This is a genomic window from Kitasatospora sp. NPDC096140 (genome assembly GCF_040303045.1).
Lineage (GTDB): Bacteria > Actinomycetota > Actinomycetes > Streptomycetales > Streptomycetaceae > Kitasatospora.
In genome coordinates, this window is record NZ_JBEOUW010000001.1 from 376,305 (window position 1) to 400,499 (window position 24,195).

Annotated in this window: 10 protein-coding genes; 4 read left to right on the forward strand and 6 right to left on the reverse strand. The window is 73.7% G+C overall.

What is annotated here, in order from left to right:
- Positions 1–77: 77 nt before the first annotated feature.
- The gene (locus ABT048_RS01615) at positions 78–203 is read right to left on the reverse strand and encodes a lasso RiPP family leader peptide-containing protein (protein ID WP_350519254.1); all 126 of its coding nucleotides are present in this window, start codon (positions 201–203) and stop codon (positions 78–80) included.
- Positions 204–531: 328 nt separating this feature from the next.
- Here ABT048_RS01615 and ABT048_RS01620 point away from each other — a divergent pair, with 328 nt between their 5' ends.
- The 3 genes from ABT048_RS01620 to ABT048_RS01630 are packed head-to-tail and all read left to right on the forward strand — an operon-like array spanning position 532 to position 3,142.
- Entirely contained in the window at positions 532–1,194 is a 663-nt protein-coding gene (locus ABT048_RS01620; RefSeq protein ID WP_350519255.1) for a DedA family protein, read from the forward strand.
- The gene (locus tag ABT048_RS01625) at positions 1,191–2,507 is read left to right on the forward strand and encodes a sensor histidine kinase (RefSeq protein ID WP_402809836.1); all 1,317 of its coding nucleotides are present in this window, start codon (positions 1,191–1,193) and stop codon (positions 2,505–2,507) included. Before ABT048_RS01620 ends, ABT048_RS01625 begins: the two co-directional genes overlap by 4 nt.
- A complete protein-coding gene (locus ABT048_RS01630) occupies positions 2,498–3,142 on the forward strand; it encodes a response regulator transcription factor (RefSeq protein ID WP_350519256.1) in 645 nt (214 codons plus the stop codon). Before ABT048_RS01625 ends, ABT048_RS01630 begins: the two co-directional genes overlap by 10 nt.
- A gap of 145 nt (positions 3,143–3,287) precedes the next feature.
- Here the strand turns inward: ABT048_RS01630 and ABT048_RS01635 are convergent, their stop codons facing one another.
- Complete coding sequence (locus ABT048_RS01635) at positions 3,288–4,316, reverse strand: ornithine cyclodeaminase family protein (protein WP_350519257.1); 1,029 nt, start codon at positions 4,314–4,316, stop codon at positions 3,288–3,290.
- Positions 4,317–4,628: 312 nt separating this feature from the next.
- Here ABT048_RS01635 and ABT048_RS01640 point away from each other — a divergent pair, with 312 nt between their 5' ends.
- Positions 4,629–7,034, forward strand: coding sequence for an MMPL family transporter (locus ABT048_RS01640; protein WP_350519258.1), 2,406 nt, complete (start codon positions 4,629–4,631; stop codon positions 7,032–7,034).
- A gap of 181 nt (positions 7,035–7,215) precedes the next feature.
- On the opposite strand, the gene ABT048_RS01645 is transcribed toward ABT048_RS01640, so the two are convergent.
- The 4 genes from ABT048_RS01645 to ABT048_RS01660 all read right to left on the reverse strand — a co-directional run.
- Positions 7,216–8,025, reverse strand: coding sequence for an alpha/beta fold hydrolase (locus ABT048_RS01645; protein WP_350519259.1), 810 nt, complete (start codon positions 8,023–8,025; stop codon positions 7,216–7,218).
- A gap of 183 nt (positions 8,026–8,208) precedes the next feature.
- On the reverse strand, positions 8,209–8,433 hold the full coding sequence (locus ABT048_RS01650) for an MbtH family protein (RefSeq protein ID WP_350519260.1): 225 nt from the start codon (positions 8,431–8,433) through the stop codon (positions 8,209–8,211).
- 55 nt (positions 8,434–8,488) lie between these two features.
- On the reverse strand, positions 8,489–15,697 hold the full coding sequence (locus ABT048_RS01655) for a non-ribosomal peptide synthetase (protein WP_350519261.1): 7,209 nt from the start codon (positions 15,695–15,697) through the stop codon (positions 8,489–8,491).
- The coding region (locus tag ABT048_RS01660) for an amino acid adenylation domain-containing protein (protein ID WP_502893951.1) at positions 15,697–24,195 on the reverse strand (8,499 nt) is incomplete at its 5' end. The genes ABT048_RS01660 and ABT048_RS01655, both read right to left, overlap by 1 nt.

Genomic DNA, 24,195 nt, shown 5'->3' on the forward strand with positions numbered 1-24,195 from the left:
GCGGGGGGAATCCCCCGCATTCCGCCGCCGTCTGGCACCGTTCAATTCATCCGATCAACGACCGGCCTTTGTGAGGCTTAGTCGAAGTGGATGAAGAAGTCGGCCAGCGGGAAGCCGACACCACGGGTCAGCTCGTCGTAGTCGCCGAGCTCGGAGAGCTCCGGGGCCTCGTAGACGAGACCGGTCTCGATTTCCTTCTCCATGTCTGACCTCCGGTTGTGAGGGATGGATTCGCTCGAACGAACCGCTCGAACGAGATCCAACGTAGCCCCGGACCGACAACCCGGAAAAGGAAATCCGAGCGGGTTGGCAGGAAAGGGTCAGCGGCGTTTGCCGCGCATTCCGGTGACCGCGGCGCCCGGCCCGGGCCGGGCGCGCGGACCCTCCGGGTTTCCGCAGGACCGGCCCTGCGGAGAACACCACCGGACCGGACGGCAATCCTCATACCGCCGCTGAACAGCGCTTCCTAGGTTGGAGGGGCATCGGGGCAGCCGCCCCGGCCGACCGACCCCGCCGGCCTTGGAGACCACCATGAACCCCATGCTCCTGGCGCTGCCCCAGGAACCCGCGGACGGCATCGCGGGCTGGGCCGCCGACCTCGTCGACACGATGGGCGGCCCCGGCGCCGGCCTGGCGATCGCCCTGGAGAACCTGTTCCCGCCGCTGCCCAGCGAGGTGATCCTGCCGCTGACCGGTTTCGCCGCCGGCCAGGGGGTGCTCAGCCTCGTGTCGGCCCTGTTCTGGACGACGCTGGGCTCGGTCGTCGGCGCGGTGGTCCTCTACTGGATAGGCCTGCTCTTCGGCCGCGAGCGCATGCACGCGATCTGGGCGCGGCTGCCGCTGGTGAAGGTCTCGGACCTGGAACGCACCGAACAGTGGTTCGCCAGGCACGGCACCAAGGCGGTCTTCCTCGGCAGGATGGTGCCGATCTTCCGCAGTCTGATCTCCGTGCCGGCCGGCGTCGAGCGGATGGCCCTGCCGCAGTTCATCATGCTCACCACCCTCGGCAGCCTCATCTGGAACAGCGTGCTGGTGATGGCCGGCTACTGGCTGGGCGACCGGTGGGAGACGGTGGAGACGTACGTCGGCGTGCTGTCCAAGGTCGTCCTGGCCGTGGTCGTGGTGGCCCTGGCCGGCTACCTGACGCTCCGGCTGCACAACCGCAACCAGTCGCAGCAGCGGCGCAGTTCATGACCGGGACCGTGCTGCCGGAGCGCACCGTCCAGGCCGCCGCGCCGTCCTGGCGATCTTGCCCGGGCTGCGCCGCCGCACTAGGCTCGGGCCTCGTGCGAGGAGATTCAGCGGGCGCGGCATCCCACCACCCGACGGGGTTTCCGGACGGTCGGGGCGTCGCGGAGGACGAGGCCGTCGCACCGGCCCCCTCCTGGCCGCGCCGCAGCCTGGGAGTGCTGATCGGCTGTCTGACCGCGATGCTCGGCGCGCTGCACTTCCTCGTCGTCGGTGCCGCCCTCGGCCCCTTCCTGCTCTGGCCGCGCAGTCGGCCGAGCGCCCTGGAGGTGCTGATGGCCGGGGCCCGCCGGCTGACGCTCCTGGAACGCACCCGCCGCTCCGTCTTCTTCGGCGACCGCTTCCCCGAGCACTACAAGGCGTCCGACCAGAAGCTCCTGCGCTACCTGGCGGTGCGCTGCTACACCGGGCTGCTCTGCGCCGTCGTCATCGGACTGCTCGGCTTCGGCGTCCTGCTGGCCGGGCTGATGGTCAACGGGGCGACCCGCGGGACGCTCGACTGGGACCAACTCCTCACCCAGGCACTGCTGGGCGGTGTCCTGCTCTTCCTCGACCTGCAGGGCCTGTACTCGCTGGCGGCCCTGGACACCCGGATCGCCCGCGAGTGCTTCGGGCCCTCCGAGCAGGAGCTGCTCCGGCGGCGGATCGACGAACTCGCCACCAGCCGTGCCGCGGTGGTCCAGGCCGTGGACGCCGAGCGCCGGCGCATCGAACGCGATCTGCACGACGGCGTCCAGCAGCGGCTGGTGGCGCTGGGCATGCTGCTGGGCAGGGCCCGCCGGGGCCGCAACCCCGAGCAGGCGGGCGCGCTGCTGCTGCAGGCCCACGAGGAGTCCCAGGGCGTGCTGACCGAACTGCGCGAGGTGGCCTGGCGGGTGTACCCGTCGGCGCTCGACAGCCTCGGCCTGGAAGAGGCGCTGGGCGGGGTGGCCGAGCGGTGCAGCATTCCGCTGCGCACGCAGTTCGAGGTCGGCGCGGCGCTGCCCAAGCCGGTGGAGACCGCCGCCTACTTCGTGGTGTCCGAGTCCGTGACCAACGCCGCCAAGCACTCCTCGGCCACCGCCATCTCGGTGCGGCTGACCCTCAGCGGCACCCTGCTCACCGTCCGGGTCGAGGACAACGGGACGGGCTGCGCGGACCCGGCCGGCAGCGGCCTGACCGGGCTGCTCAGCCGGGTGGCCGCGCTGGACGGCGTCCTGCATGTCGACAGCCCCCCGGGGGGACCGACCACCATCACCGCGGAGATCCCATGCGCGTAATCCTCGCCGAGGACTCGACCCTGCTCAGGGAGGGCCTGGTCCGGCTGCTCGTCGAGGAGGGCCACGAGGTCCTGGCCGCCCTCGGCGACGCGACGACGCTCCTCCAGGAGGTCGAGGCGCAGAAGCCGGACGTCGTCGTCCTCGACATCCGGATGCCCCCGACCCACACCGACGAGGGGCTGCGGGCGGCCGTGGAGATCCGCGAGCGCTGGCCGGAGGTGAGCGTGCTGGTGCTCTCCCAGCACATCGAGCGCAACTACGCGGCCAAGCTGCTGGCGTCCAACGCGGAGCGGGTCGGCTACCTGCTCAAGGACCGGGTGGCCCAGGTCGAGGAGTTCCTCGACGCGCTGGAGCGGATCCACGCGGGCGGGGCGGCGATCGACCCGGAGGTCATCCGGCAGCTGGTCATCCGCACCACGCACGGCGATCCGCTGGCCCGGCTGACCCCGCGCGAGCGCACCGTGCTGGAGGCGCTGGCGCAGGGGCACACCAACACGGCCATCGCGCAGAAGCTGCACATCTCGCTGAGTTCGGTGGAGAAGAACCTCAACACCGTCTTCGACAAGCTGGAGTTGAGCCACACCACCGGCTACAGCCGGCGGATCCTGGCGGTCCTGCGGTACCTGGAGTCCTGAGGTCCGCCCGACCGACCGCCCGACCGCCCGACCGCCTGCCTGCCTGCCTGCCTGCCTGCCGGAGCCGGAAACGGACGAACGGGCCGTCCCCGTGCCGGGTCGACGGCACGGGGGCGGCCCGGGTCCGGTGCCGCGGGGACCGCCGCTACGCGAAGGCGTAGGGGTTCAGCGCGTCCTCGGGCAGGTGCTCGATCTGGACGTGGTCGCCCATCCCGCCCTCGGCGGCGAGCTCCAGCAGGACGTCGAAGGCCACGTGGTCCTCCAGCGCGAAGCCGGTGGAGTCGAAGACGGTCAGGCCGTCCCGGTGCGCCTCGGCGAGGGCCGGGTCCGCGCACAGCTCCATCAGGTCGGGCCCGAGGTCGCCCTCCGCCAGCTGCTGGCACTCGCCCTCGCGCAGCGCCTGCCCGCGGTGGTCGGCCGTGACGAAGGCCGACCGCAGGACGTGCAGGGGCACCTCGAACTTGCCGATCAGGTCCGCCCCGATGGCGTTGACGTGCGCGTGCGGGAGCAGGTGCTCGCCGAGCAGCACCGGGCCGCCGCCGACCGCCACCGAGGTGACGGTGCAGATGATGTCGGCGCTGGCCTCGATCTCGGCGACCGGTGCCACCCGGACGTCCAGCCCGAGGAACTCCACGCGTTCGGCGAAGGACCGCGCGTGGGCCGGGTCGATGTCGTGGACGACGATCCGCTCCAGTGGGAAGACCCGACTGAGGGCGTGGGCCTGGGTGACGGCCTGTGCGCCGGCCCCGACCAGGCCGAGCACCCGGCTGTCCGGGCGGGCCAGCAGCCGGCTGGCGATCGCCGAGGCGGCGCCGGTCCGGATGGCCGTGGGCAGGATCCCGTCGCAGACCGCCAGCAGACGGCCCGTCACGTCGTCGTACCGGGTCATGGACCCGATGATGGTGGGCAGCCGGTGCTCCTCCGGGTTGTACGGCGTGTAGCCCACGGTCTTGATGGTGACGGAGTCGCCGGGCCGATGGTGCGGCATCCATTCGATGATCGCGGTGTCCCCCGGACCGCGCAGGAATCCCTCCCGGGCCGGGGTCACGCCGCCGTGCCCGCCGGCCCGGAACGCCTCGCCCAGACGGGAGATCATCCGGTCCATGAAATGATCGAAGCCCTTTTCCTTGACGATCTTGGCAATATGCTGCCGGGTGAGGACCACAGTTTCCATTTTTTCCCCTTGCCTAATGCCACGGAGTGGCATCTTCCTGTCGACGGATTTACCGAGCCGTGCGATCCGAAAGGGCGAACCGGAAACTGAAGCTAGCCGCCGGATTCAGTCCGGTCAAGATTTCCGTCGGGCGCATTACGGGAAACCGCACCGCCCGCGTTACGGGAACCCGCAGGCCACGGACTGCGGAAAACTGGGGGCACCCCGGCGGTTTACCTCGTGTCCCGGACCGGCGCCCGGAACTAGCGTTTTCCCCATCGCCACGACGGCAGCCGCCCGAGCGGTTTCCGCAGCAATGGAAGGAAGCAGAACGTGCGAAAGAAGCCGGCAACGGTACGGGTCGCGCGGTGGAGTGCCACACATCCGTGGTCCGCCATCGGGCTCTGGGTGGTCTTCGTCGCGGCCTGCCTCTTCCTGGGCGGGGCCGCCGGGAGCAACAAGATCAGCGACCAGGAGTCCGGGGTCGGCGAGTCCGGCCGCTCGGGCAGGATCGTCGCCTCCGGCCACTTCACCGAGAAGCCCGAGGAGAACGTCCTGATCACGGCCGGCGCCGGCGGGGCGCTGGACACCAAGGCCGCCCAGCAGGCGGCCCAGGAGCTCGCCGACCGGATGAAGGCCCTGCCGGAGGTCGAGAGCGTCGGCAAGCCGGTGCCCTCCCCGGACGGCAAGGCCCTGCTGCTCCCGGTGACCATGAAGGGGGACACCGAGAACGCCGACCGGCGCATCCAGCCGCTGCTCGACGCCAGCACGGCGGTCCAGAACGCCCACCCGGGCCTGCGGGTCGACCAGGTCGGCACCGGCTCGACGGCGAAGGGGCTCACCGAGACCCTGGGCAAGGACTTCCAGAAGGCCGAGTTCATCAGCCTGCCGCTGACCATGCTGATCCTGCTGGTCGTCTTCGGCGCGATCATCGCCGCCGGCGTGCCCGTGGTCCTCGCGATCTCCTGCGTCGGCGCCGCGACCGGCCTGTCGGCGCTGGCCTCGCACGTGCTGCCCGAGACCAGCGCGGTGAGCAACGTCATCCTGCTCATGGGCATGGCCGTCGGTGTGGACTACTCGCTCTTCTACCTCAAGCGGGAACGCGAGGAGCGCCAGAAGGGCGCGTCCCGGATCGACGCCATCGAGATCGCCGCGGAGACCTCGGGCCACACCGTCCTGGTGTCCGGCGCCACCGTGATCGTGTCGATGGCCGGGCTCTACCTGGCCCAGGAGGCCACCTTCGCCTCGCTGGCCACCGGGTCCATCATCGTCGTGGCCGTCGCCGTCCTGGCCTCGCTGACCGTGCTCCCCGCGCTGCTCGCCAAGCTCGGCCGCTGGGTCGACCGGCCCAGGGTCCCCTTCCTGTGGCGGCTGACGATGCGCTCCGGCGAGTCCAAGCTGTGGCGCGCGCTGCTGAAGCCGGCCCTGGTCCGGCCCGTGCTCACGCTCGTGGTGTCCGTCGGCGCGCTGCTGGCCCTGGCCCTGCCCGCCCTCGACATGAGCCTGAAGCAGCCCGGGTCCGACGACCTGTCCCGCGACATCCCGGTCGTCCAGGCGATGGACCGCCTCACCGCGGCGTTCCCCAGCAAGGGCACCACGCACCAGGTGGCCGTCCGCGCCCCCGGTGACCAGGCCGACAAGGTCAAGGCCGCCCTCGGCGGCCTGCTCGCCCGCACCGCCGCCGACCCGCTCTTCGCCCACGACCAGACGCCCGAGGTCCGCGAGTCGCAGGACCGGACCGTGCACGTGGTGCAGGTCGGCACCCCGCACTCGCCGAAGAGCGACGGCGCCCGGCAGTCCCTCGACCTGCTGCGCACCTGGGTGCCCGAGGCCGTCCAGGGCGTGCCCGGCGTCGAGACCGGCGTGGGCGGCAAGGTGGCGCAGGGCATCGACTTCACCGGCCACCTGAAGGACCGGATGCCGTGGGTGGTGGGCTTCATCCTGCTGCTGACCTTCGTCACCATGGCGTACATCTTCCGCTCGCTCGCCGTGGCGCTCTCCGCGATCCTGCTGAACCTGCTGTCGGCCGCCGCCGCGTTCGGCGTGCTCGTCGCGGTCTTCCAGCACACCTGGGCCGAGAAGCTGCTGGACTTCCACAGCACCGGCGCGGTGGTCTCCTGGCTGCCGCTGTTCCTCTTCGTGGTGCTGTTCGGCCTCTCGATGGACTACCACGTGTTCGTGGTGAGCCGGATCCGTGAGGCCGCCCTCGGCGGGGTGAACGTCAAGGAGGCCGTCCGCGACGGCATCACCCGCTCCGCCGGGGTCGTCACCAGCGCGGCGGTCGTCATGGTCGGGGTGTTCGCGATCTTCGGAACCCTGAGCATGGTCGAGTTCAAGCAGCTGGGCGTCGGCCTGGCGGCGGCGATCCTGCTGGACGCCGTGGTCATCCGCATCTTCGTCCTGCCGGCCCTGATGGCGGCGCTGGGCTCGTGGAACTGGTGGCCGGGCGGCCTGCCCGGCGGCCGTCGCGGACAGCGCGCGGCGCTCGCCGGCCGGGGCCACCGGGAGCCGGAGCTGGTGGACGAGCCGCCCTTCGCGGAGCCGTACGTCCCCTACGCGGTGCCGGACCGCGGCGACGGCGCCTCGAACGGCTACGGCGCCCCGGCGCCGGCCTACCAGCCGGCCGAGCAGTCGTACGGGTCGGGCGGCGACGGCTACGGCCGCCAGCCCCACCTGACGCAGGCGTGGCCCCCGCCGCGGCCCCAGGGCCACGACCGACCTGACACCTACCAGCAGTAGGCAGGTCCCCCGAACGAGGGGGGAGAGGCGCCCGGGCCCCCGTCGGGCACCTCTCCCCCCTCTCCGTGCGCCGCGCACCGCGCCGCAACGCACGAGCGTCCGGCCGGCCCCGGTTCTCCCCGGGCCGGCCGGACGCTCGTGTGCGTTCGGCGGATCGCCGCGACCGCTCGGCCGCGGTGGGTCAGTCGCTCCCGCCGTGCAGGAACTCCACCATGAGCTTGTTCACGGTGTCCGGGTCCTCCAGGTAGCCGTAGTGGCCGCAGCCCTCGACGAGCTCGAACACCGCGCCCGGGATCGCGTTCGCGACCTCCCGGCCCAGGTGCGGCGGGGTGACCACGTCGTCCGCGAAGGCGATCACCTGGCAGGGCACGCCGATGCCGCGGTAGGCGTCGAGCCGGTCGTCCAGCCGGCTCACCTCCATCTGGGCCCGCAGGCCGGGGCCGGCCGGCGGCGCCAGCTCGAACAGGTCCAGCCAGTCGGCCAGCGCGGCGTCGTCGTCGAGGGTGCGCGGCGACAGCGACTTCAGGGCGCGCAGCACGGCGGCGTAGCGGGGCGGCAGCGAAACCCCGGAGTCGTGCAGCTCGATCTCGGCCCGGGTGAGGGCCGCCCGCAGGGTGTCGGTGCGGCCGCGGGTGGCCATCAGCACGACCCGGCTCACCAGGTCGGGCCGGGCGAGGGCGAGCTCCTGGGCGACGAAGGCGCCCATCGAGGTGCCGACGACCCGGACCGGGCCCAGCCCGAGCCGCTCCACGAGGCCGGCGACATCGCCCACCAGGTCCCGGAGGGTGAAGCCCTCGGGGCACTCCGAGGTCGGCGGGATGCCCCGGTTGTCGAAGGTGATCGCGCGGAACCCGGCGGCGGTGAGCGCGGGCACCTGGTGCAGCTGCCACACGGTGGCGCCGCCGCCCGTCCCCTGGATGAGCACGACCGGCTCGCCCGCGCCGGTGTCCTCGTAGTGAAGGCGTATGCCGTTGACCGGAACGACCGGCATCTGGGATTCCCCCTTGGTGTCGTCTGCAGCGTGCGTCGTCTGGGTCGTGCGTCGTCCGGGATGTGCGCCCGGGCCCGTGCGCCGTCCGCGGCCGTGGGTCCGCCGGCGGCGTCCGGCCGCGGACAGCCGTGTGGCCCGCCCCCGGGCGCCGAGGAGCGCTCGCGGGCGGGCCACACGGGAGGATCAGGAGGCGTCGGCGCCTTCCATCGCCCGCACCAGGCTGGCGGGGCGCATGTCGGTCCAGTGGGTGTTGATGTAGTCGAGGGCCGCGTCGCGTGCGGTCGCCTCAAGGGCGGTGCTCCACCCCTCGGGCACCTCGATGAACGCCGGCCACAGGGAGTGCTGCCCCTCGTCGTTGACAAGGACGAGGTAGGTGCCCTCGGGGTCCTCGAAGGGGTTGCTGCTCATGCGATCGCTCCTTTTTCGAAGAATTCTTTTTCTTCCGATCGTTTCCACTCGCAGGTCACAGCCGCTCCGCGAGGAAACGCCCGATGCGGGCCGTGTGCCGGGCATCCGTCATCAGATTTCCATGAGTGGACTCTACCGGGCACACCTCGACCGAACCACCCACGAAGGGTTGCCACAAGCTGACATCCAACCGGCCCGAACGGTCGGCTTCCGACTTCTCCTCGGCGGAGACGAAAAGCAGGTCGCCGTCGAAGAATTCGGGCCGGAATCGCCGCATGAGCCGGACATTGTTCACATAGACGTCCTTCAGCGCCAGGATGTCCTGCGCCTCAAGGTGCCGGAGGTTCTGGTTCCCGGACTGCAGGAACTCGCGGAAGCGCAGCAGGACGGCCTTCTCGTCTGCTATGAGCTCCTCGTCGTCGAAGGTGAAGCCCATCGCCCGCAGGTTGTGCGCGACGACCTCGTGCGGCACCGGGTCCTGGGTGACGGCGTCCGCGGCCTGCGGGTAGGCGTCGAGCAGGGCGAGGAGCGAGACCCGCTCGCCCTCCTCCTGCAGCCGGGTGGCCAGCGCGAAGGCGGTCAGGCCGCCGAAGGACCAGCCCGCCAGCCGGTACGGTCCGGCGGGTTGGACGGAGCGGATCTGGGCGAGGTAGTCCTCGGTCATCTCCGCCATCGAGGCGGGCAGGGCGCCCGAGCCGTCGAGCCCGCTGGCCTGGATGCCGTAGACCGGCACGTCGGGGCCGAGGTGGCGGACCAGGCCGGCGTAGCACCAGCTGAAGCCGCCGCCCGGATGCAGGAAGAAGACCGGCGCCGCCGTGCCGCGGGCCCGCAGCGGCAGCAGCCCCCGGGTGGCCCGCCCGCCCGCGGCGGCCTCCTCCCCCGGGCCGGCCGCGTCCCCGGCCAGGGCCCGGGCCACGCCCGCGGGCGTCGGGGCGTCGAAGACCGCGCGCACCGGCAGGTCCGCCGCGAGTTCCTCACGGATCCGGCCGACCAGCCGGGCGGCGAGGAAGGAGTGGCCGCCGAGTTCGAAGAAGTCGTCCTCGGCGCCCACCTCCGCCACCCCGAGGACCTCGGCGAACAGGGCGCACAGCGCGTGCTCCTCGGGCGTGGCCGGTGGCCGCGACCGCTCCTCGTTGCCCTGGTCGGGGGCCGGGAGCGCGGCCCGGTCGAGCTTGCCGTTGGGGGTCAGCGGCAGCGCCGCCAGGACGGTGAAGGCGGCCGGGACCATGTGCTCGGGCAGTCGGCGCAGCAGGTGCTCCCGCAGCCCGGCCGGGTGCGGGAGGGCGCCGTCGGACGCCACCACGTACCCGGCCAGGCGCCGGTCCCCGGGCCGGTCCTCGCGGACCACCACGGCCGCCTGGGCGACGCCGGGGGCGGTGACGAGGGCCGCCTCGATCTCGCCGGGTTCGATCCGGAAGCCGCGGATCTTGACCTGCGTGTCGGCGCGTCCCAGGTAGAGGAGCTGCCCGTCGGCCGTCCACCGGGCGAGGTCGCCGGTGCGGTACAGCCGGGTGCCGGGCGGGCCCCAGGGGTCGGCGACGAACCGCTCGGCGGTGCGGTCGGGGCGGTGCGCGTAGCCGCGGGCGAGGGCGGCGCCCGCGATGTAGAGCTCCCCGGGGACGCCCGTCGGCACCGGGTTGAGCCGGCCGTCGAGCAGCCGGACGGCCGTGTTGTCGACCGGCGCGCCGATCGGCGGCGCGGTGGGCACCCAGTCGGCCGGGTCGTCGGCGAGCCGGACGGCGGTGACGACGTGCGTCTCGGCGGGGCCGTAGTGGTTGTGCAGGCGCCGGCCGGGCCGGGCCGCGCAGAAGGTCCGGATGGCGCCGTGCGGGGTGAGCGCCTCCCCGGCCTGGACGAGGTCGGTGAGCTCGGGCAGCGGCAGCCGCAGGGCGGTCGCCGCCTCGCACACCGCGTCCAGGACCAGGTTGGGGGCGTACAGCTCGTGGACCCGCTGCTCCTGGAGCCACCCGGCCAGCCGGGCCGGGTCGCGCCGGACGTCCTCCGGGCAGACCACCAGGGTCTTGCCGGCCAGGAGCGCGGAGAGCATCTCCTGCACGGACACGTCGAAGCTGACCGCGGTGAACTGGGCCACCCGGGTGCCGGGGCCGCCCGGGAGCTCCCGCTCGTGCCAGTCCAGCAGGTTGAGCAGGGCTTCGGCCGGCATGGTCACCCCCTTGGGGCGGCCGGTCGAGCCCGAGGTGTAGATGACGTAGGCGGGGTGGGCCGGGTGGTACGGGGCGCGGTGCCCGGCCGCGGCCTCGGCGCCGTCGCCCCGGGCGGCGAGGGCGGCCGACACCTCCGGGGAGTCGACCGTCAGCCTCGGCGGCCCGGCCCGGTCCGGGAGGACGGCGTCCAGCTCACGTGTGGTCAGGACGAGGGCCGGCCGGGCGTCTTCGAGCATGTACGCGATGCGGTCGGCCGGGTAGGCCGGGTCCACGGGCAGGTAGCCGGCGCCGGCCTTGAGGACCGCCACGAGGGCGGTGACCAGGTCGACGGACCGGTGCATCGCGACGGCGACGAGGCTCTCGGGGCCCACGCCGCGCTCGCGCAGCAGCCGGGCGAGGCGGTCGGCCCGCTCGTCGAGCTCCCGGTAGCCGACCGAGCCGGCGGCGTCCTCCACGGCCGTGGCGAGCGGGTCGCGGGCGGCGGCGGCCTCGAAGCGGGCGGCCGGGCCGGTGTCCCGGGCCCGGGGGTGCTCGGCGCCCTTCCCGCGGGCCAGCATCCGGTCCCGTTCGGGGCCGGTGAGCAGCCGCAGTTCGCCGAGGCGGCGCTGCGGGTCGGCGGTCACCTCGTCGAGCAGCCGCAGCAGCCGGTCGACGAGGGCGCGCGCCGTACCGGGGTCGAACAGGTCGGTGCTGAACTCCAGCCCGGCGCCGAGGCCGTCGGGGGTTCCGTCCGGGCCGTGCCGTTCGGCGAAGGAGAGCAGCAGGTCGAACTTGGCCGAGCCGGTGCCGGACGACAGGGGTTCGGCGGTGAGGCCGGGCAGCCGCAGGCCGCCGTCGGCGGCCGCGCTGCGCTGGTCGGTGTTGTTGAAGGTGAGCATGGTCTGGAACAGGGGGTGGCGGGACTGCGCCCGCTTCGGGTTGACCGCCTCCACCAGCCGTTCGAAGGGCAGGTCCTGGTGCGCGTAGGCGGCGAGGTCCGTCTCGCGGACGCGGGCGACCAGCTCCTTGAACGTCGGGTCGCCGGAGGTGTCGGTGCGCAGCACCAGGGTGTTGACGAAGAAGCCGACCAGGTCGTCCAGGGCGTCGTCGGTGCGGCCCGCGATCGGCGTGCCGAGCGGAATGTCCTCGCCCGCGCCGAGCCGGGTCAGCAGGGCGGCGACGGCGGCCTGGAGCACCATGAACGGGCTGGACTGGGTGGAGCGGGCGAGGCCGCGGATCCGCCCGTACAGCGCTTCCGGGACGTCGTAGAGGACGCGGTCCCCCCGGTGCCCGGCGACCGCGGGCCTGGGCCGGTCGACCGGCAGTGCCAGCTCCTCCGGAAGGCCGGCCAGGGCCTGCTTCCAGTAGGCGAGTTGGCGGGCCGCCGGGCTGTCCTCGGCGTCCTCGGCGCCGAGCACGGTGCGCTGCCAGAGGCTGTAGTCGGCGTACTGGACGGGCAGCGGCCGCCAGGCGGGGGCGGTGCCGCCGTGCCGGGCGGTGTAGGCGGTGACCAGGTCCCGGGCGAGCAGCGGGACGGACCAGCCGTCGCCCGCGATGTGGTGCACCAGCAGCAGCAGCACGTGCTCCCCGGCGCCGGTGCCGAACAGCCAGGCCCGCAGCGGGAGTTCACGGTCGAGCGCGAAGCCGTACCCGGCCGCCGCGGCGAGCTCCGCGTCGAGGCGCCCGGCCGGCACGTCGGGGACGTAGGTCAGCTCCGGCCGGCCGGCCGCGCCCTCGCGGACGATCTGGTACGGGCCCTCCGCGTCCTCCGCGAAGACGGTGCGCAGCGACTCGTGGCGCTCGGCGAGGTCGGCGAGGGCGGTCCGCAGCGCCTCCCGGTCGAGGTCGCCGGTGAGCCGCAGCGCGAAGGGGATGTTGTAGGTCGCGCCGGGCCCCTCGAAGCGGTGCAGGAACCACAGCCGGCGCTGGGCGAACGAGGCGGGGACGCGCTCCGGGCGGGGCGTGGCCCGCTCCAGGGCCGGCCGGGCGTCGCCGGCCGCGTCCAGGGCCCGGGCGAGGGCCGCCGGGGTGGGGTGCTCGAAGAGCTGCCGGACGGCGAGTTCGGCGCCGAGGACCGAGCGGACCCGGCCGACCAGCCGGGTGGCGAGCAGCGAGTGGCCGCCGAGGTCGAAGAAGTCGTCGTCGATGCCGACCTGCGGCACGCCGAGGAGTTCGGCGAACAGCCCGCACAGGATGGACTCCTGCGGGGTGCGGGGCGCGCGCCGGTCCGCCGTGACGGGCTGCGTCGCGTCCACCGTCGGCAGGGCCCGCCGGTCGACCTTGCCGTTGCCGGTGAGCGGCAGCGCGTCGAGGAGGAGGAACGCGCCGGGCACCATGTAGTCGGGCAGTTCGGCGGCGACGTGGGCGCGCAGCGCGGCCGGGGACGGCTCGGTGCCCCGTTCGGCGACGAGGCAGGCGACCAGCCGCTTGTCGCCGGGGCGCGGCTCCTGGACGGTGACGACGGCCTGGGCGACGTCCGGGTGGCGGCCCAGGACGGCCTCGATCTCGCCCGGTTCGATCCGGAAGCCGCGCAGCTTGACCTGTTCGTCGGCGCGCCCGAGGTAGTCCAGGGTGCCCTCGGGCGTCCACCGCACGAGGTCGCCGGTGCGGTACATCCGGGAGCCGGCCGGCCCGTACGGGTCGGCGACGAAGCGCTCGGCGGTGAGTCCGGGGCGCCGCCAGTAGCCGCGGGCGAGGCCCGCCCCGGCGATGTGCAGCTCGCCGGCCGTGCCGGGCGGGACGGGCCGCAGCCCCGCGCCCAGGACCAGCAGCCGGGTGTTGTCCAGCGGGGTGCCGATCGGGACGGCGTCCGGGACGGGGCCGCCGGCGGGCAGCCGGTGCCGGACGGCGAAGGTGGTGGTCTCGGTGGGCCCGTAGCCGTCGACGACGGCCGTCCCGGGGCAGGCGGCCATCACCCGGCGGACCGACGCGGCGGGCACCACGTCACCGCCGGTCCAGACCTCCCGCACGCCGGCGAGGGCGTCCGGGGCCTCGTCCGCGACGAGCTGGAAGAGGCCGGAGGTCAGCCAGAGCCCGGTCACGCCGTGTTCGGCGACCAGTTTGCCGAGGACCTCGGTGTCGAGGTCGCCGGGCGGGGCGACGACGGCGGTGCCGCCGGAGAGCAGCGGCACCCACAGCTCGTACGTCGAGGCGTCGAAGGCGTGCGGCGAGTGCACCAGGACGCGCCGGTGGGCGCCGCCCGCGAACGACCGGTCGTGGGCGAGTTCGAGCACGTCGCGGTGGGTGACGGCGACGCCCTTGGGCGTGCCGGTCGACCCGGAGGTGTGCATCAGGTAGGCGAGCTGCTCCCCCGGGACGTGCCGCGGCAGCGCCGCCCCGGCGGGGGACGGCTCCGGGCCGTCGTCGTCGACGGCGACCACCGGGCCGGTGCCGAGCTCCGACGCCCGGCCGGCGTTCTCCTGGTCGGTCAGCACGAGGCCGGTCCCGGCCAGCGAGGCGACCTGCCGCAGCCGGTCCACCGGGTCCCCCTGGCGCAGCGGCACGTAGGCCCCGCCGGACTTGAGGACGGCGAGCACCGCCACCACCAGCTCCGCCGAGCGCTCCATGAGCAGCGCCACCGGCGTCTCGGCCGTCACGCCGAGCCCGACCAGCCGGCGCGCCAGCGCGTCCGAGCGGGCGTCCAGCGCGGCGTAGTCGTACGCGGCGGTGCCGCACCGCACGGCGACGGCGTCGGGGGTCCGCCGGGCCTGGGCCCGGAACGCCTCGGGCAGGCCGCCCGCGGGCACCGGGGTGTCCGCGCCGCGGCCGAGGACCAGGGCGGCCCGGCGCTCGGTGTCGGAGAGCAGGTCCAGCCGGGCCAGCGGCAGGCCCGGCTCGGCGGCGACCGAGCGCAGCACCCGGACCAGCCGGTCCAGCACGGCCCGGGCGGTCGCGTCGGGGATGAGGTCGGGCTGGTGGTCCAGGCGCAGCCGCAGTCCGCCGCGGCCGACCGCCACCAGGGCGAGCGGGTAGTGGGTGGCGTCCCGGTTGCGGCTGCCGGTGACGGTGACCCCACGGATGCCGCCGGGCCGGTCGTTCTCGGCCCCGATGTCCACCGGGTAGTTCTCGAACACCATGGTGGTGTCGAAGAGTTCGCCGGCCCCGGCCAGCCGCTGCACCTCGGCCAGACCGGTGTGCTGGTACGGCTGGAGCCGGGTCTGCTCGTCCTGCACCCGGCGGACGGTGTCCACCAGGGACTCGTCGGACCGCAGGACGACGCGCACCGGCAGGGTGTTGATGAACAGCCCCACCATGGTCTCGATCCCGGGGACCTCCGGCGGCCGGCCGGAGACGGTGCTGCCGAAGACCACGTCGTCCCGCCCGGTCAGCCCGCTCAGGACGACCGCCCAGGCGCCCTGGACCAGCGAGTTGAGCGTGAGGGCCCGCTCGCGGGCGAGCGCGGTGAGCGCCTCGTGGGTGGCCCGGTCCAGCTCGGTCTCCAGCCGGCCCGGTACGACCGGGGCCCGCTCGCCCGCGTGCGGCGCGACCAGCGTGGGACCGTCGAGCCCGGCCAGGGCCTCGCGCCAGGCGCCCAGCGCCGACGCCTTGTCCTGGCCGGCCAGCCACTGCAGGTAGTCGCGGAACGGCCGGACCCGGGGCAGCGCGCCGTCGTCGCCCGCGGTGGCGTACAGCGCCAGGAGCTCCCGCACCAGCATCGGCCGCGACCAGCCGTCGAGCAGGATGTGGTGGTTGGTCAGCACGAAGCGGTGCCGCCGCTCGCCGAGCCGCATCAGGGTGAACCGCATCAGCGGCGGGCGGCCGAGGTCGAAGCGGCGCGTGCGGTCCTCCTCGACGGCCCGGTCCGCGGCCGCCGTGCGCTCCCCCTCGGGCAGCCCGGTCAGGTCCAGCTCCTCCCAGGGGAGCCGCACCTCGTACGGGATGAGCTGCACGGGGCGCTGCACGCCCGTGTAGCGGAAGGCCGCGCGCAGGTTGCCGTGCCGCCGCAGCAGGGTCCGGCAGGCCGCCTGCAGCGCCTCGGTGTCGAGCGCGCCCTCCAGGTCGATGGCCTGCTGCACGAGGTACACGTCCGGTGCCGCCTCGTCGTACACGCTGTGGAACAACAGTCCTTCCTGGAGCGGGGCCAGCGGCAGGATGTCCTGCAGTCCGGACTGCGTCGCCATTACCAGGTCCTCCACTCGTCTTCCAGCGATTCGATCTCGTCCTGGCTCAGCAGGCTCAGGGACACGTCCGAGACGGTCAGCCCGCCCGCGTCGGGGCGTTCGGCGTGCTCGGTCAGCGCCCGCAGGGCCTGGAACCAGAGGTCGGCCAGTTCCTCGACCTCGGCCCGGCCGAGGATGTCCCGCGCCCACGTCCAGGTGGCGGCCAGCTCGGGCCCGGCGGGCCCGTCGTTGGTACGGGCGTTGAGCTCCAGCGGGTGCGCGAGCGGCACCCTCGGGTCGGTGCCGCCGGCGCCGGCCGCGGTGGACAGCACGGTCCAGTCGGGCACGGCGGTGCTCCCCGCGCCCTGCGGCCCGGCCGTGGTGAAGCGGCCCAGGTAGTTGAACGCCACCTGCGGTCGGGGCAGTCCGGCGAAGCCGGGGGCCGTGGCCGGGTTGAGGTGGCGCACCAGGCCGTACCCCATGCCCTTGTCCGGCACCGCCCGCAGCTGCTCCTTGACCGCCTTGAGCGCGGCCCCGGCGGCCGGGCCGCCGGCGAACGCGTCGGCCAGGTCGGCGGTGACCGGGTCCAGCCGCACCGGGTACAGGCTGGTGAACCAGCCCACCGTCCGGGACAGGTCCGCTCCGCCGACCACGTCCTCCTCGCGGCCGTGGCCCTCCAGGTCGATCAGGGCCGTGCCGGCCGGGCTGCCCCGCCAGCGTGCCCAGGCCAGCGCGAACGCGCTCAGCAGCACGTCGTTGACCTCCGCCTTGAACACCGAGGCCACCCGGGTGAGCACCTGCTCGGTCACCTCCGTCGGCAGGGTCACCGTCAGGTGCTCCGCCGTGGCGTAGGTGTCCCGCTCCGGGTCCAGCGCCCGCCGGCCGATCCGCGGGTCGCCGGGCCGCAGCACCTGCTGCCACCAGCCGGCCTCCGCCGCCCGGGCGGGCTTCGCCGCCTCGTCGGACAGCCGCTGCGACCAGCGCCGCAGCGAGGTGCCGACGGCCTGCAGCCGGGGCTCGTGCCCGCCGCCCACCGCCCGGTACGCCTCCGCCAGGTCGGGCACCAGGATCCGCCAGGACACCCCGTCGACGACCAGGTGGTGGACGATCAGCAGCAGCAGGCCGGGCAGGTCGCGGCCGCGGTCGAACCAGACGGCCTGGAACACGCTCCCGGAGGCCAGGTCGAGCCGCTCGCGGGCGGCCCGCGTCTCCCGGCCGACCAGCTCCCGCTGCGCCTGCTCGTCCAGCCCGGCCGCGTCGACGCGGCGGACCGTCGCGGCGGCGTCCACGGCGCCGGGGGCGCGGACCTCCAGCCGCCGCTCGGGCGCCGGGGAGAGCCGGGCCCGCAGGGCGTCGTGGTGGTCGAGCAGGGCCCCGACGGCCGCGGCCAGGTGCTCCCGGGTCACGGACGCCGGGACCTGCACCAGCCGGGACTGGTTGTACTGGTCGGCGGGGCCGCCACGTTCGAGGAACCAGTGCATGATCGGCGTCAGCGGCACCTCGCCGACCCCGGCGCCCGGCTCCTCGGCGCTCGCGCCCCCGGTCTCCCGGACGACCTCGGCCAGGGCCGCCACCGTCCGCTGCTCGAAGACGTCGCGGACCGACAGTTCGAGTCCGGCCCGGCGGGCCCGGCTGACCAGCTGGATCGACATGATGCTGTCGCCGCCGAGGTCGAAGAAGCTGTCGTCGATCCCGGCCTCGTCCAGGCCCAGCACGTCGGCGAACAGCGCGCACAGCGCCTTCTCGCGCTCGGTGCGCGGCCCGCGCCCGCCGGCGCCGTCCCGGTCCGCCCCGTAGACGGGAGCGGGCAGGGCCCGCCGGTCGAGCTTGCCGTTCAGGGTGAGCGGCAGCGCGTCCAGCACGACCACGGCCGAGGGCACCATGTAGTCGGGCAGGGCGGCCGCGACCCGGGCGCGCAGGGCGTCGGTGTCGACCGGCGCCCCGGCGGCCGCGACGACGTACGCCACGAGGCGCTTGTCGCCGGGCCGGTCCTCGCGCAGGACCACGGCGGCCTGGGCGACCTCGTCGGGCGCCGCGAGCACCGCCTCGACCTCGCCGGGCTCGATCCGGAAGCCGCGCAGCTTGACCTGGTCGTCGACGCGGCCGAGGAACTCCAGCCGCCCGTCGCCGAGTCGGCGCACCACGTCGCCGGTGCGGTACATCCGCTCGCCGCCGCCCGCGAAGGGGTCGGCCACGAAGCGCTGGGCGGTCAGCCCGGCCCGGCCCAGGTAGCCGCGGGCGACACCGGCGCCGCCGATGTACAGCTCGCCCGCGACGCCCGAGGGCACCGGCCGCAGCCGCGCGTCCAGCACGTGCACCCGGGTGTTCCACAGCGGCCGGCCGATCGGGACGACCGCCTCGGGCACCTCCTGCGGCGAACGCAGCCGGTTGACCGTGGAGAACACCGTGGTCTCGGTCGGCCCGTACTCGTTGGCCACCACGATGCCGGGGCAGGCCTCCAGGACGCGCCGCACGGCGGCCGGGGACACCACGTCACCACCGGCCCAGACCTCCCGGACGCCCCGGAAGCCCTCGGGCCGCTCCTCCGCGAGCACCCGGAACAGGCCGGCGCTGACGAACAGTCCGGTCACCCCGCCCTCGGCGATCGCGGTCGCGAGGTCACCGGCGTCGATCCGCCCGGCGGGGGCGACGACGACGGTGCCGCCGGTCAGCAGCGGGGTCCAGATCTCGAAGGTGGAGGCGTCGAAGGCGTACGGCGAGTGCATCAGCACGCGCTCGTGGTTGCCGTCGCGCCAGAACCGGTCGGCCGCCAGGTGCACCACGTTGTGGTGGGTGTTGCCGACGCCCTTCGGGGTCCCGGTCGAGCCCGAGGTGTACATCACGTACACCAGCTGCTCGGCGTCCGTGGCCACGCCCGGATCGGTGGCCGGTCCGGAGGCCGGGTCGAGCACGCCGCCCGGCCCCACCCGCAGCACCGGCACGTCCACCGCGAACCCGACGGCGTCCGGGGCCCGGTCGGTGAGCAGGGCCACCGCCGCGGTGTCCCGCAGGATGAACTCGGAACGGGCGGCGGGCTGGTGCGGGTCGATCGGCACGTACACGCCGCCGGCCTTGAGCACCGCGAGCGTCGAGACGACGAGCTCCGCCGACCGCTCCTGCAGCACGGCGACCCGGCTCTCGGCGCGCACGCCCCGGCCGATCAGGAGGTGGGCGAGCCGGTTGGCCCGCTCGTTGAGCTCCCGGTAGGTGACCGTCCCGTCGGCGCCCGCGAGGGCCACCGCGTCGGGGCGGGCCGCCGCGTGCTCCTCGAAGAGCACGTGCACCGGGGTCCGGTCGCGGTGCTCGACGGCCGTGGCGTTCCACTCCACGAGGATCCGGTGCCGCTCGTCGGCGTCCAGGACCTCCACGTCGCCGATCCGGCCGTGCGGGTCCTCCGCGAGGGCCGACAGGACGCGGACGAAACGGTCCGCGATGCCCTGCGCGGTGGCCCGGTCGAACAGGTCGGCGCTGAAGTCCAGCGCGCCGTCCAGGGCGGGCGTGCGACCGGACGCCGCACCGTGCTCGACGAGCTCGAAGGAGAGGTCGAACTTCGCGGAGGGCGCGCCGAGCGGGCGCCCGGTGACCGTGAGCCCGGCCGGGCCCGCAGCGGCGGGACCGGCACCGGCAGGACCGGCGGGACCGGCAGCTGCGGCGCGGGCGCCGCTGTCGAAGCTGAGCGCCGTCTGGAAGAGCGGGTGCCGGGCGAGCGAGCGCTCCGGGTTGACCGCCTCGACCAGCCGCTCGAACGGCAGGTCCTGGTGCGCGTACGCCTCCAGGTCCCGGGTGCGGACGCGCTCGATCAACTCGGCGAACGTCGGGTCGCCGGAGGTGTCGGTGCGCAGGACGAGGGTGTTGACGAAGAAACCGACCAGGTCGTCCAGCGCATCGTCGGTGCGGCCCGCGATCGGCGTACCCAGCGGGATGTCCTCGCCCGCGCCGAGCCTGGTCAGCAGCGCGGCCAGCGCCGCCTGCAGCACCATGAACACACTCGCGCGCTGCTCGCGGGCCACCGCGGTCAGGCGCTCGTGCAGGCCCTCGGGGAACGCGAAGGCCACCCGGTCGCCCCGGTAGGAGGCGGTGGCCGGCCGCGGCCGGTCGAACGGCAGCGCCAGCTCCTCCGGCAGGCCGTCCAGGGTCCGCTGCCAGTAGGCGAGTTGACGCGACACCTCGCTCTCCGGATCGGTCTCGGAGCCGAGCAGCTCGCGCTGCCACAGACCGTAGTCGGCGTACTGCACCGGCAGTTCCTGCCAGGCCGGGGCCGCCCCGAGGACGCGCGCCGAGTAGGCGGCGGTCAGGTCGCGGACCAGGATGCCGCGCGACCAGGCGTCGCCCGCGATGTGGTGGGTCAGCAGCAGCAGCGTGCTGCGCTCCCGGCCCTCGCCGTCCGGCTCCGGGGGGAGCCTGAACAGCGAGGCCCGCAGCGGTACTTCCCGGCCCAGGTCGAAGACGTACCCGGCCGCGCGCCGCATCATCCGGTCCACGACCGCGTCATCGTCGTCGACCTGCTCGACGGCCAGCGGCACCTGCGCCTGCTCCGGCTCCAGCACCACCTGGTAGGCGGCGCCGTCGGCGTCCTCGGCGAAGACGGTCCGCAGGCTCTCGTGACGGGCGACCACGTCGGCCAACGCGCCACGGAGCGCCTGCTCGTCCACCGGACCGGTCAGGCTCAGCGAGACCGGCATGTTGTAGGTGTCGCTCGGGCCCTCCAGGTGCTGGAGGAACCAGAGCCGCTGCTGGGCGTGCGACAGCGGCACCCTGGCCGGCCTGACCGCGCGGACCACCCGACTGCGCGAACCGGCTCCCGCATCCAGTGCGGTGGCGAGTTCGGCGACGGTGGAGGCCTCGAAGACCTGCCGGACGGCGAGTTCCACGTCCAGGACCGACCGGATCCGACTCACCAGGCGAGTGGCGAGCAGGGAGTGCCCACCGAGCTGGAAGAAGTCGTCGTCGATCGACACCGACTCCACGCCCAGCGTCTCCGCGAACAGACCGCACAGGATCTCCTCACGCGGCGAACGCGGCGCCCGCCCGGCGGACTCCGCCCCGTACTCCGGCGCCGGCAGCGCACGACGGTCCAGCTTCCCGTTCGGCGTCAACGGGAACACGTCCAGCACGACGAACGCCGACGGCACCATGTACTCCGGCAGCCGGCCCGCCGCCAGCGCCCGCAGCTCCGCCGCCACCGGACGGCCCTCCCCGGACGGCACGACATACGCCACCAGGCGCTTGTCCCCCGGCCGGTCCTCGCGGACCAGCACCGCCGCCTGCGCCACGTGCCCGTGACCACTCAGAACGGCTTCGATCTCGCCCAGCTCGATCCGGAAACCACGCAGCTTCACCTGGTCATCGACCCGCGACAGGTACTCCAACTCCCCGCCCCGCGTCCACCGCACCAGGTCACCCGTGCGATACATCCGCGCACCCGAGGAACCGAACGGATCCGCGACGAAACGCCCCGCCGTCAGCTCCGGCCGACGCCAGTACCCCCGCACCACACCCTCACCCGCGATGTACAACTCACCCGGCACACCCGCCGGAACCGGACGCAGACCACCGTCCAGCACATACACCCGGGTGTTCGCGATCGGACGGCCGATCCGCGGCGAACCCGCCACATCCCCGACCACATCCCACACCGTCGACCACACCGTGGTCTCCGTCGGCCCGTACATGTTCGCCACCGACACCGCACGAGCAGCCAACTCCACCGCCAGATCCGACGGCAGAGCCTCACCACCCACCAACACCCGCAGCCGCTCCACCACCGAAGCGTCCTGCGTCAACACCGCCCGCCACAGACTCGGCGTCGCCTGCATCACCGACGCACCCGACGAGCGCACCAGCGCACACAACGCCACCGGATCCCGCACCACATCCCGAGCAGCCACCACCACCGCCGCGCCACTCACCAACGGCACGAACAACTCCAGCCCCGCGATGTCGAAACCGACCGTCGTCACCGCCAACAACCGATCCCCCACCCCCAGACCGAACCGATCACCCATCGCAGCAACGAAGTTCACCAACGCACCCTGCGGAACCACCACACCCTTCGGCAGCCCCGTCGACCCCGACGTATAGATCACATACGCCGACGCCGAACCCATCGGCACCGAGGACACGGCCGGCAGCACACCGCCGTCGATCGGCGCGACAAGCGCCTCGGCCGTCTCCGGAACATCCAGAAGCAGATAGTCGACCGCCAACTCGGGCAGCTCGGCGAGCAGTTCGGTCGTGGTCAGTACCAGCACCGGATCCGCGTCGGCCAGCATGAACGCCAGCCGGTCCGCCGGATACTCCGTGTCCAGCGGCAGATACGCCGCCCCCGCCTTCCACACCGCCAACAACGCCACCACCAGGTCCACCGACCTCGGCAACGCCACCGCCACGAACCGCTCGGCCACCACACCACGAGCCACCAACAGGCCCGCCAGCCGCTCCGCCCGCGCATCCAACTCAGCGTAGGAGAGGGAAAGTTCGCCGGAAACGACTGCCACCGCATCCGGCGACACCGCCACCCGCTCCGCGAACAACTCCACCACCGAACGACCCGGCACCTCACACGCCGTCTCGTTCCACCCCTCCACCACCAGACCCGCCTCGACCTCATCGAGGAGATCGATCAGGTCGAGCGGAGCGTCCGGGGCTTCCACCATGCCGTGGAGCAGTCGCAGGTAGCGCGCGCCGAGGGCCTCTACATTGGCGCGGTCGAAGAGGTCGGTGCTGTACTCCAGCACGCCGCTCAGCGCACCGTCCGCCTCCGACCCGTCCGCAAAGGCGAAGGACAGGTCGAACTTGCCCACGCCCGTGTCGGCGACGGCCCGGGAGACGGTGAGGCCCGGCAGGTGCTGCGCGCTCCGGTCGATCGCGGCCTCGTCGGTGTTGTTGAACGCCAGCAGCACCTGGAACAACGGGTGCCGGGCGAGCGAACGCTCCGGGTTCACCGCCTCGACCAGCCGCTCGAACGGCAGGTCCTGGTGCGCGTAGGCGGCCAGGTTCCCGGTCCGGACCCGGTCGATGAGCGTACGGGCGGAGGGCCGGCCCGAGGTGTCGGTGCGCAGGACGAGGGTGTTGATGAAGACGCCGATGAGCTGGTCGAGGGCGTCGTCGGTCCGGCCCGCGATCGGCGTGCCGATCGGCACGTCCTCACCCGCACCCAACCGCGTCAGCAGCGCGGCCAGCGCCGCCTGCAGCACCATGAACGGACTCGACTGCGTCTCCCGCGCCAGCGCCACGACCCGCCCGTACAAGTCGCCCGGCACCTCGAACGGAATCCGCTCACCCCGGTACGAGGCCACCGCCGGCCGCGGCCGGTCGAACGGCAGCTCCAACTGATCCGGCAGACCCGCCAGAGCACCCTTCCAGTAAGCCAGCTGACGCGAGATCTCACTACCCGGCTCGTCCTCCGAACCGAGCGCCTCCCGCTGCCACAGGCTGTAATCGGCGTACTGCACCGGCAGCGCCTGCCAGTCCGGCGCCTCCCCCGCCACCCGCGCCGCGTAGGCCGCCGTCAGGTTCCGCGCCAGCGGACCACGCGACCACGCGTCACTCACGATGTGGTGCAGGAGCAGAAGGAGCACGTGCTCGTCCGCGGAGACGGCGAACAGCGTGGCGCGCAGGGGGAGTTCACCCGAGTCGACCGACAGGTCGAAGCCTCGGCGGGCGGCTTCGCGCAGTCGCGATTCGACCTCGCCCGGGGCCGCCGTCACGACGGGCAGCTCGAAATCGACCTCGTCCGCCGGCTTGACGACCTGGTACGCGCCATCGGCGTCCTCCGCGAAGGCGGTGCGCAGGCTCTCGTGGCGGGCGACGACGTCGGCCAGGGCCTCGCGCAGCGCCTCCCGGTCCAGCGAACCGGAAAGCCGCAGCGCCACCGGGATGTTGTAGGTGGCGTTCGGCCCCTCGAACTGATTGAGGAACCAGAGCCGCTGCTGCGCGTAGGAGAGCGGGATCCGCTCCGGGCGCGGGACGGCGGCGGTGAGCGCGGGACGGACACTGCCGTCCGCCCTCTCGATGACCTCCGACAGGCCGGCGACGGTGGGGGTGTCGAACAGCTGCCGGACACCCAACTCGACGTCCAGGACGGCGCGGATGCGGCTGACCAGCCGGGTCGCGAGCAGGGAGTGGCCGCCGAAGCGGAAGAAGTCGTCGTCGATCGACACCGACTCCACGCCCAGGGTCTGCGCGAACAGCCCGCACAGCACCTCCTCACGCGGCGACCGCGGCGCCCGGCCCCCGGCCTGCTCCGGACCGTACTCCGGCGCCGGCAGCGCACGACGATCCAGCTTCCCGTTCACCGTCAACGGCAGCGCGTCCAGGACGACGAACGCGGAGGGGACCATGTACTCCGGCAGGCGGTGTGCCACGAACTCCCGCACACCGTGCGGATCCTGGCCATCGGCGGTGACGACATACGCCACCAGACGCTTGTCCCCCGGCTCGTCCTCCCGCACCACCACCGCAGCCCGAGCCACCAGCTCATGCGCGACGACCGCGGCCTGCACCTCACCCAGCTCGAT

Excerpts from the sequence above, each read along its gene's own strand:
- ABT048_RS01615 (WP_350519254.1), bottom strand. The coding sequence starts at position 203 with ATGGAGAAGGAAATCGAGACCGGTCTCGTCTACGAGGCCCCGGAGCTC.
- ABT048_RS01620 (WP_350519255.1), top strand. The coding sequence starts at position 532 with ATGAACCCCATGCTCCTGGCGCTGCCCCAGGAACCCGCGGACGGCATC.
- ABT048_RS01625 (WP_402809836.1), top strand. The coding sequence starts at position 1,191 with ATGACCGGGACCGTGCTGCCGGAGCGCACCGTCCAGGCCGCCGCGCCG.
- ABT048_RS01630 (WP_350519256.1), top strand. The coding sequence starts at position 2,498 with ATGCGCGTAATCCTCGCCGAGGACTCGACCCTGCTCAGGGAGGGCCTG.
- ABT048_RS01635 (WP_350519257.1), bottom strand. The coding sequence starts at position 4,316 with ATGGAAACTGTGGTCCTCACCCGGCAGCATATTGCCAAGATCGTCAAG.
- ABT048_RS01645 (WP_350519259.1), bottom strand. The coding sequence starts at position 8,025 with ATGCCGGTCGTTCCGGTCAACGGCATACGCCTTCACTACGAGGACACC.
- ABT048_RS01650 (WP_350519260.1), bottom strand. The coding sequence starts at position 8,433 with ATGAGCAGCAACCCCTTCGAGGACCCCGAGGGCACCTACCTCGTCCTT.
- ABT048_RS01655 (WP_350519261.1), bottom strand. The coding sequence starts at position 15,697 with ATGGCGACGCAGTCCGGACTGCAGGACATCCTGCCGCTGGCCCCGCTC.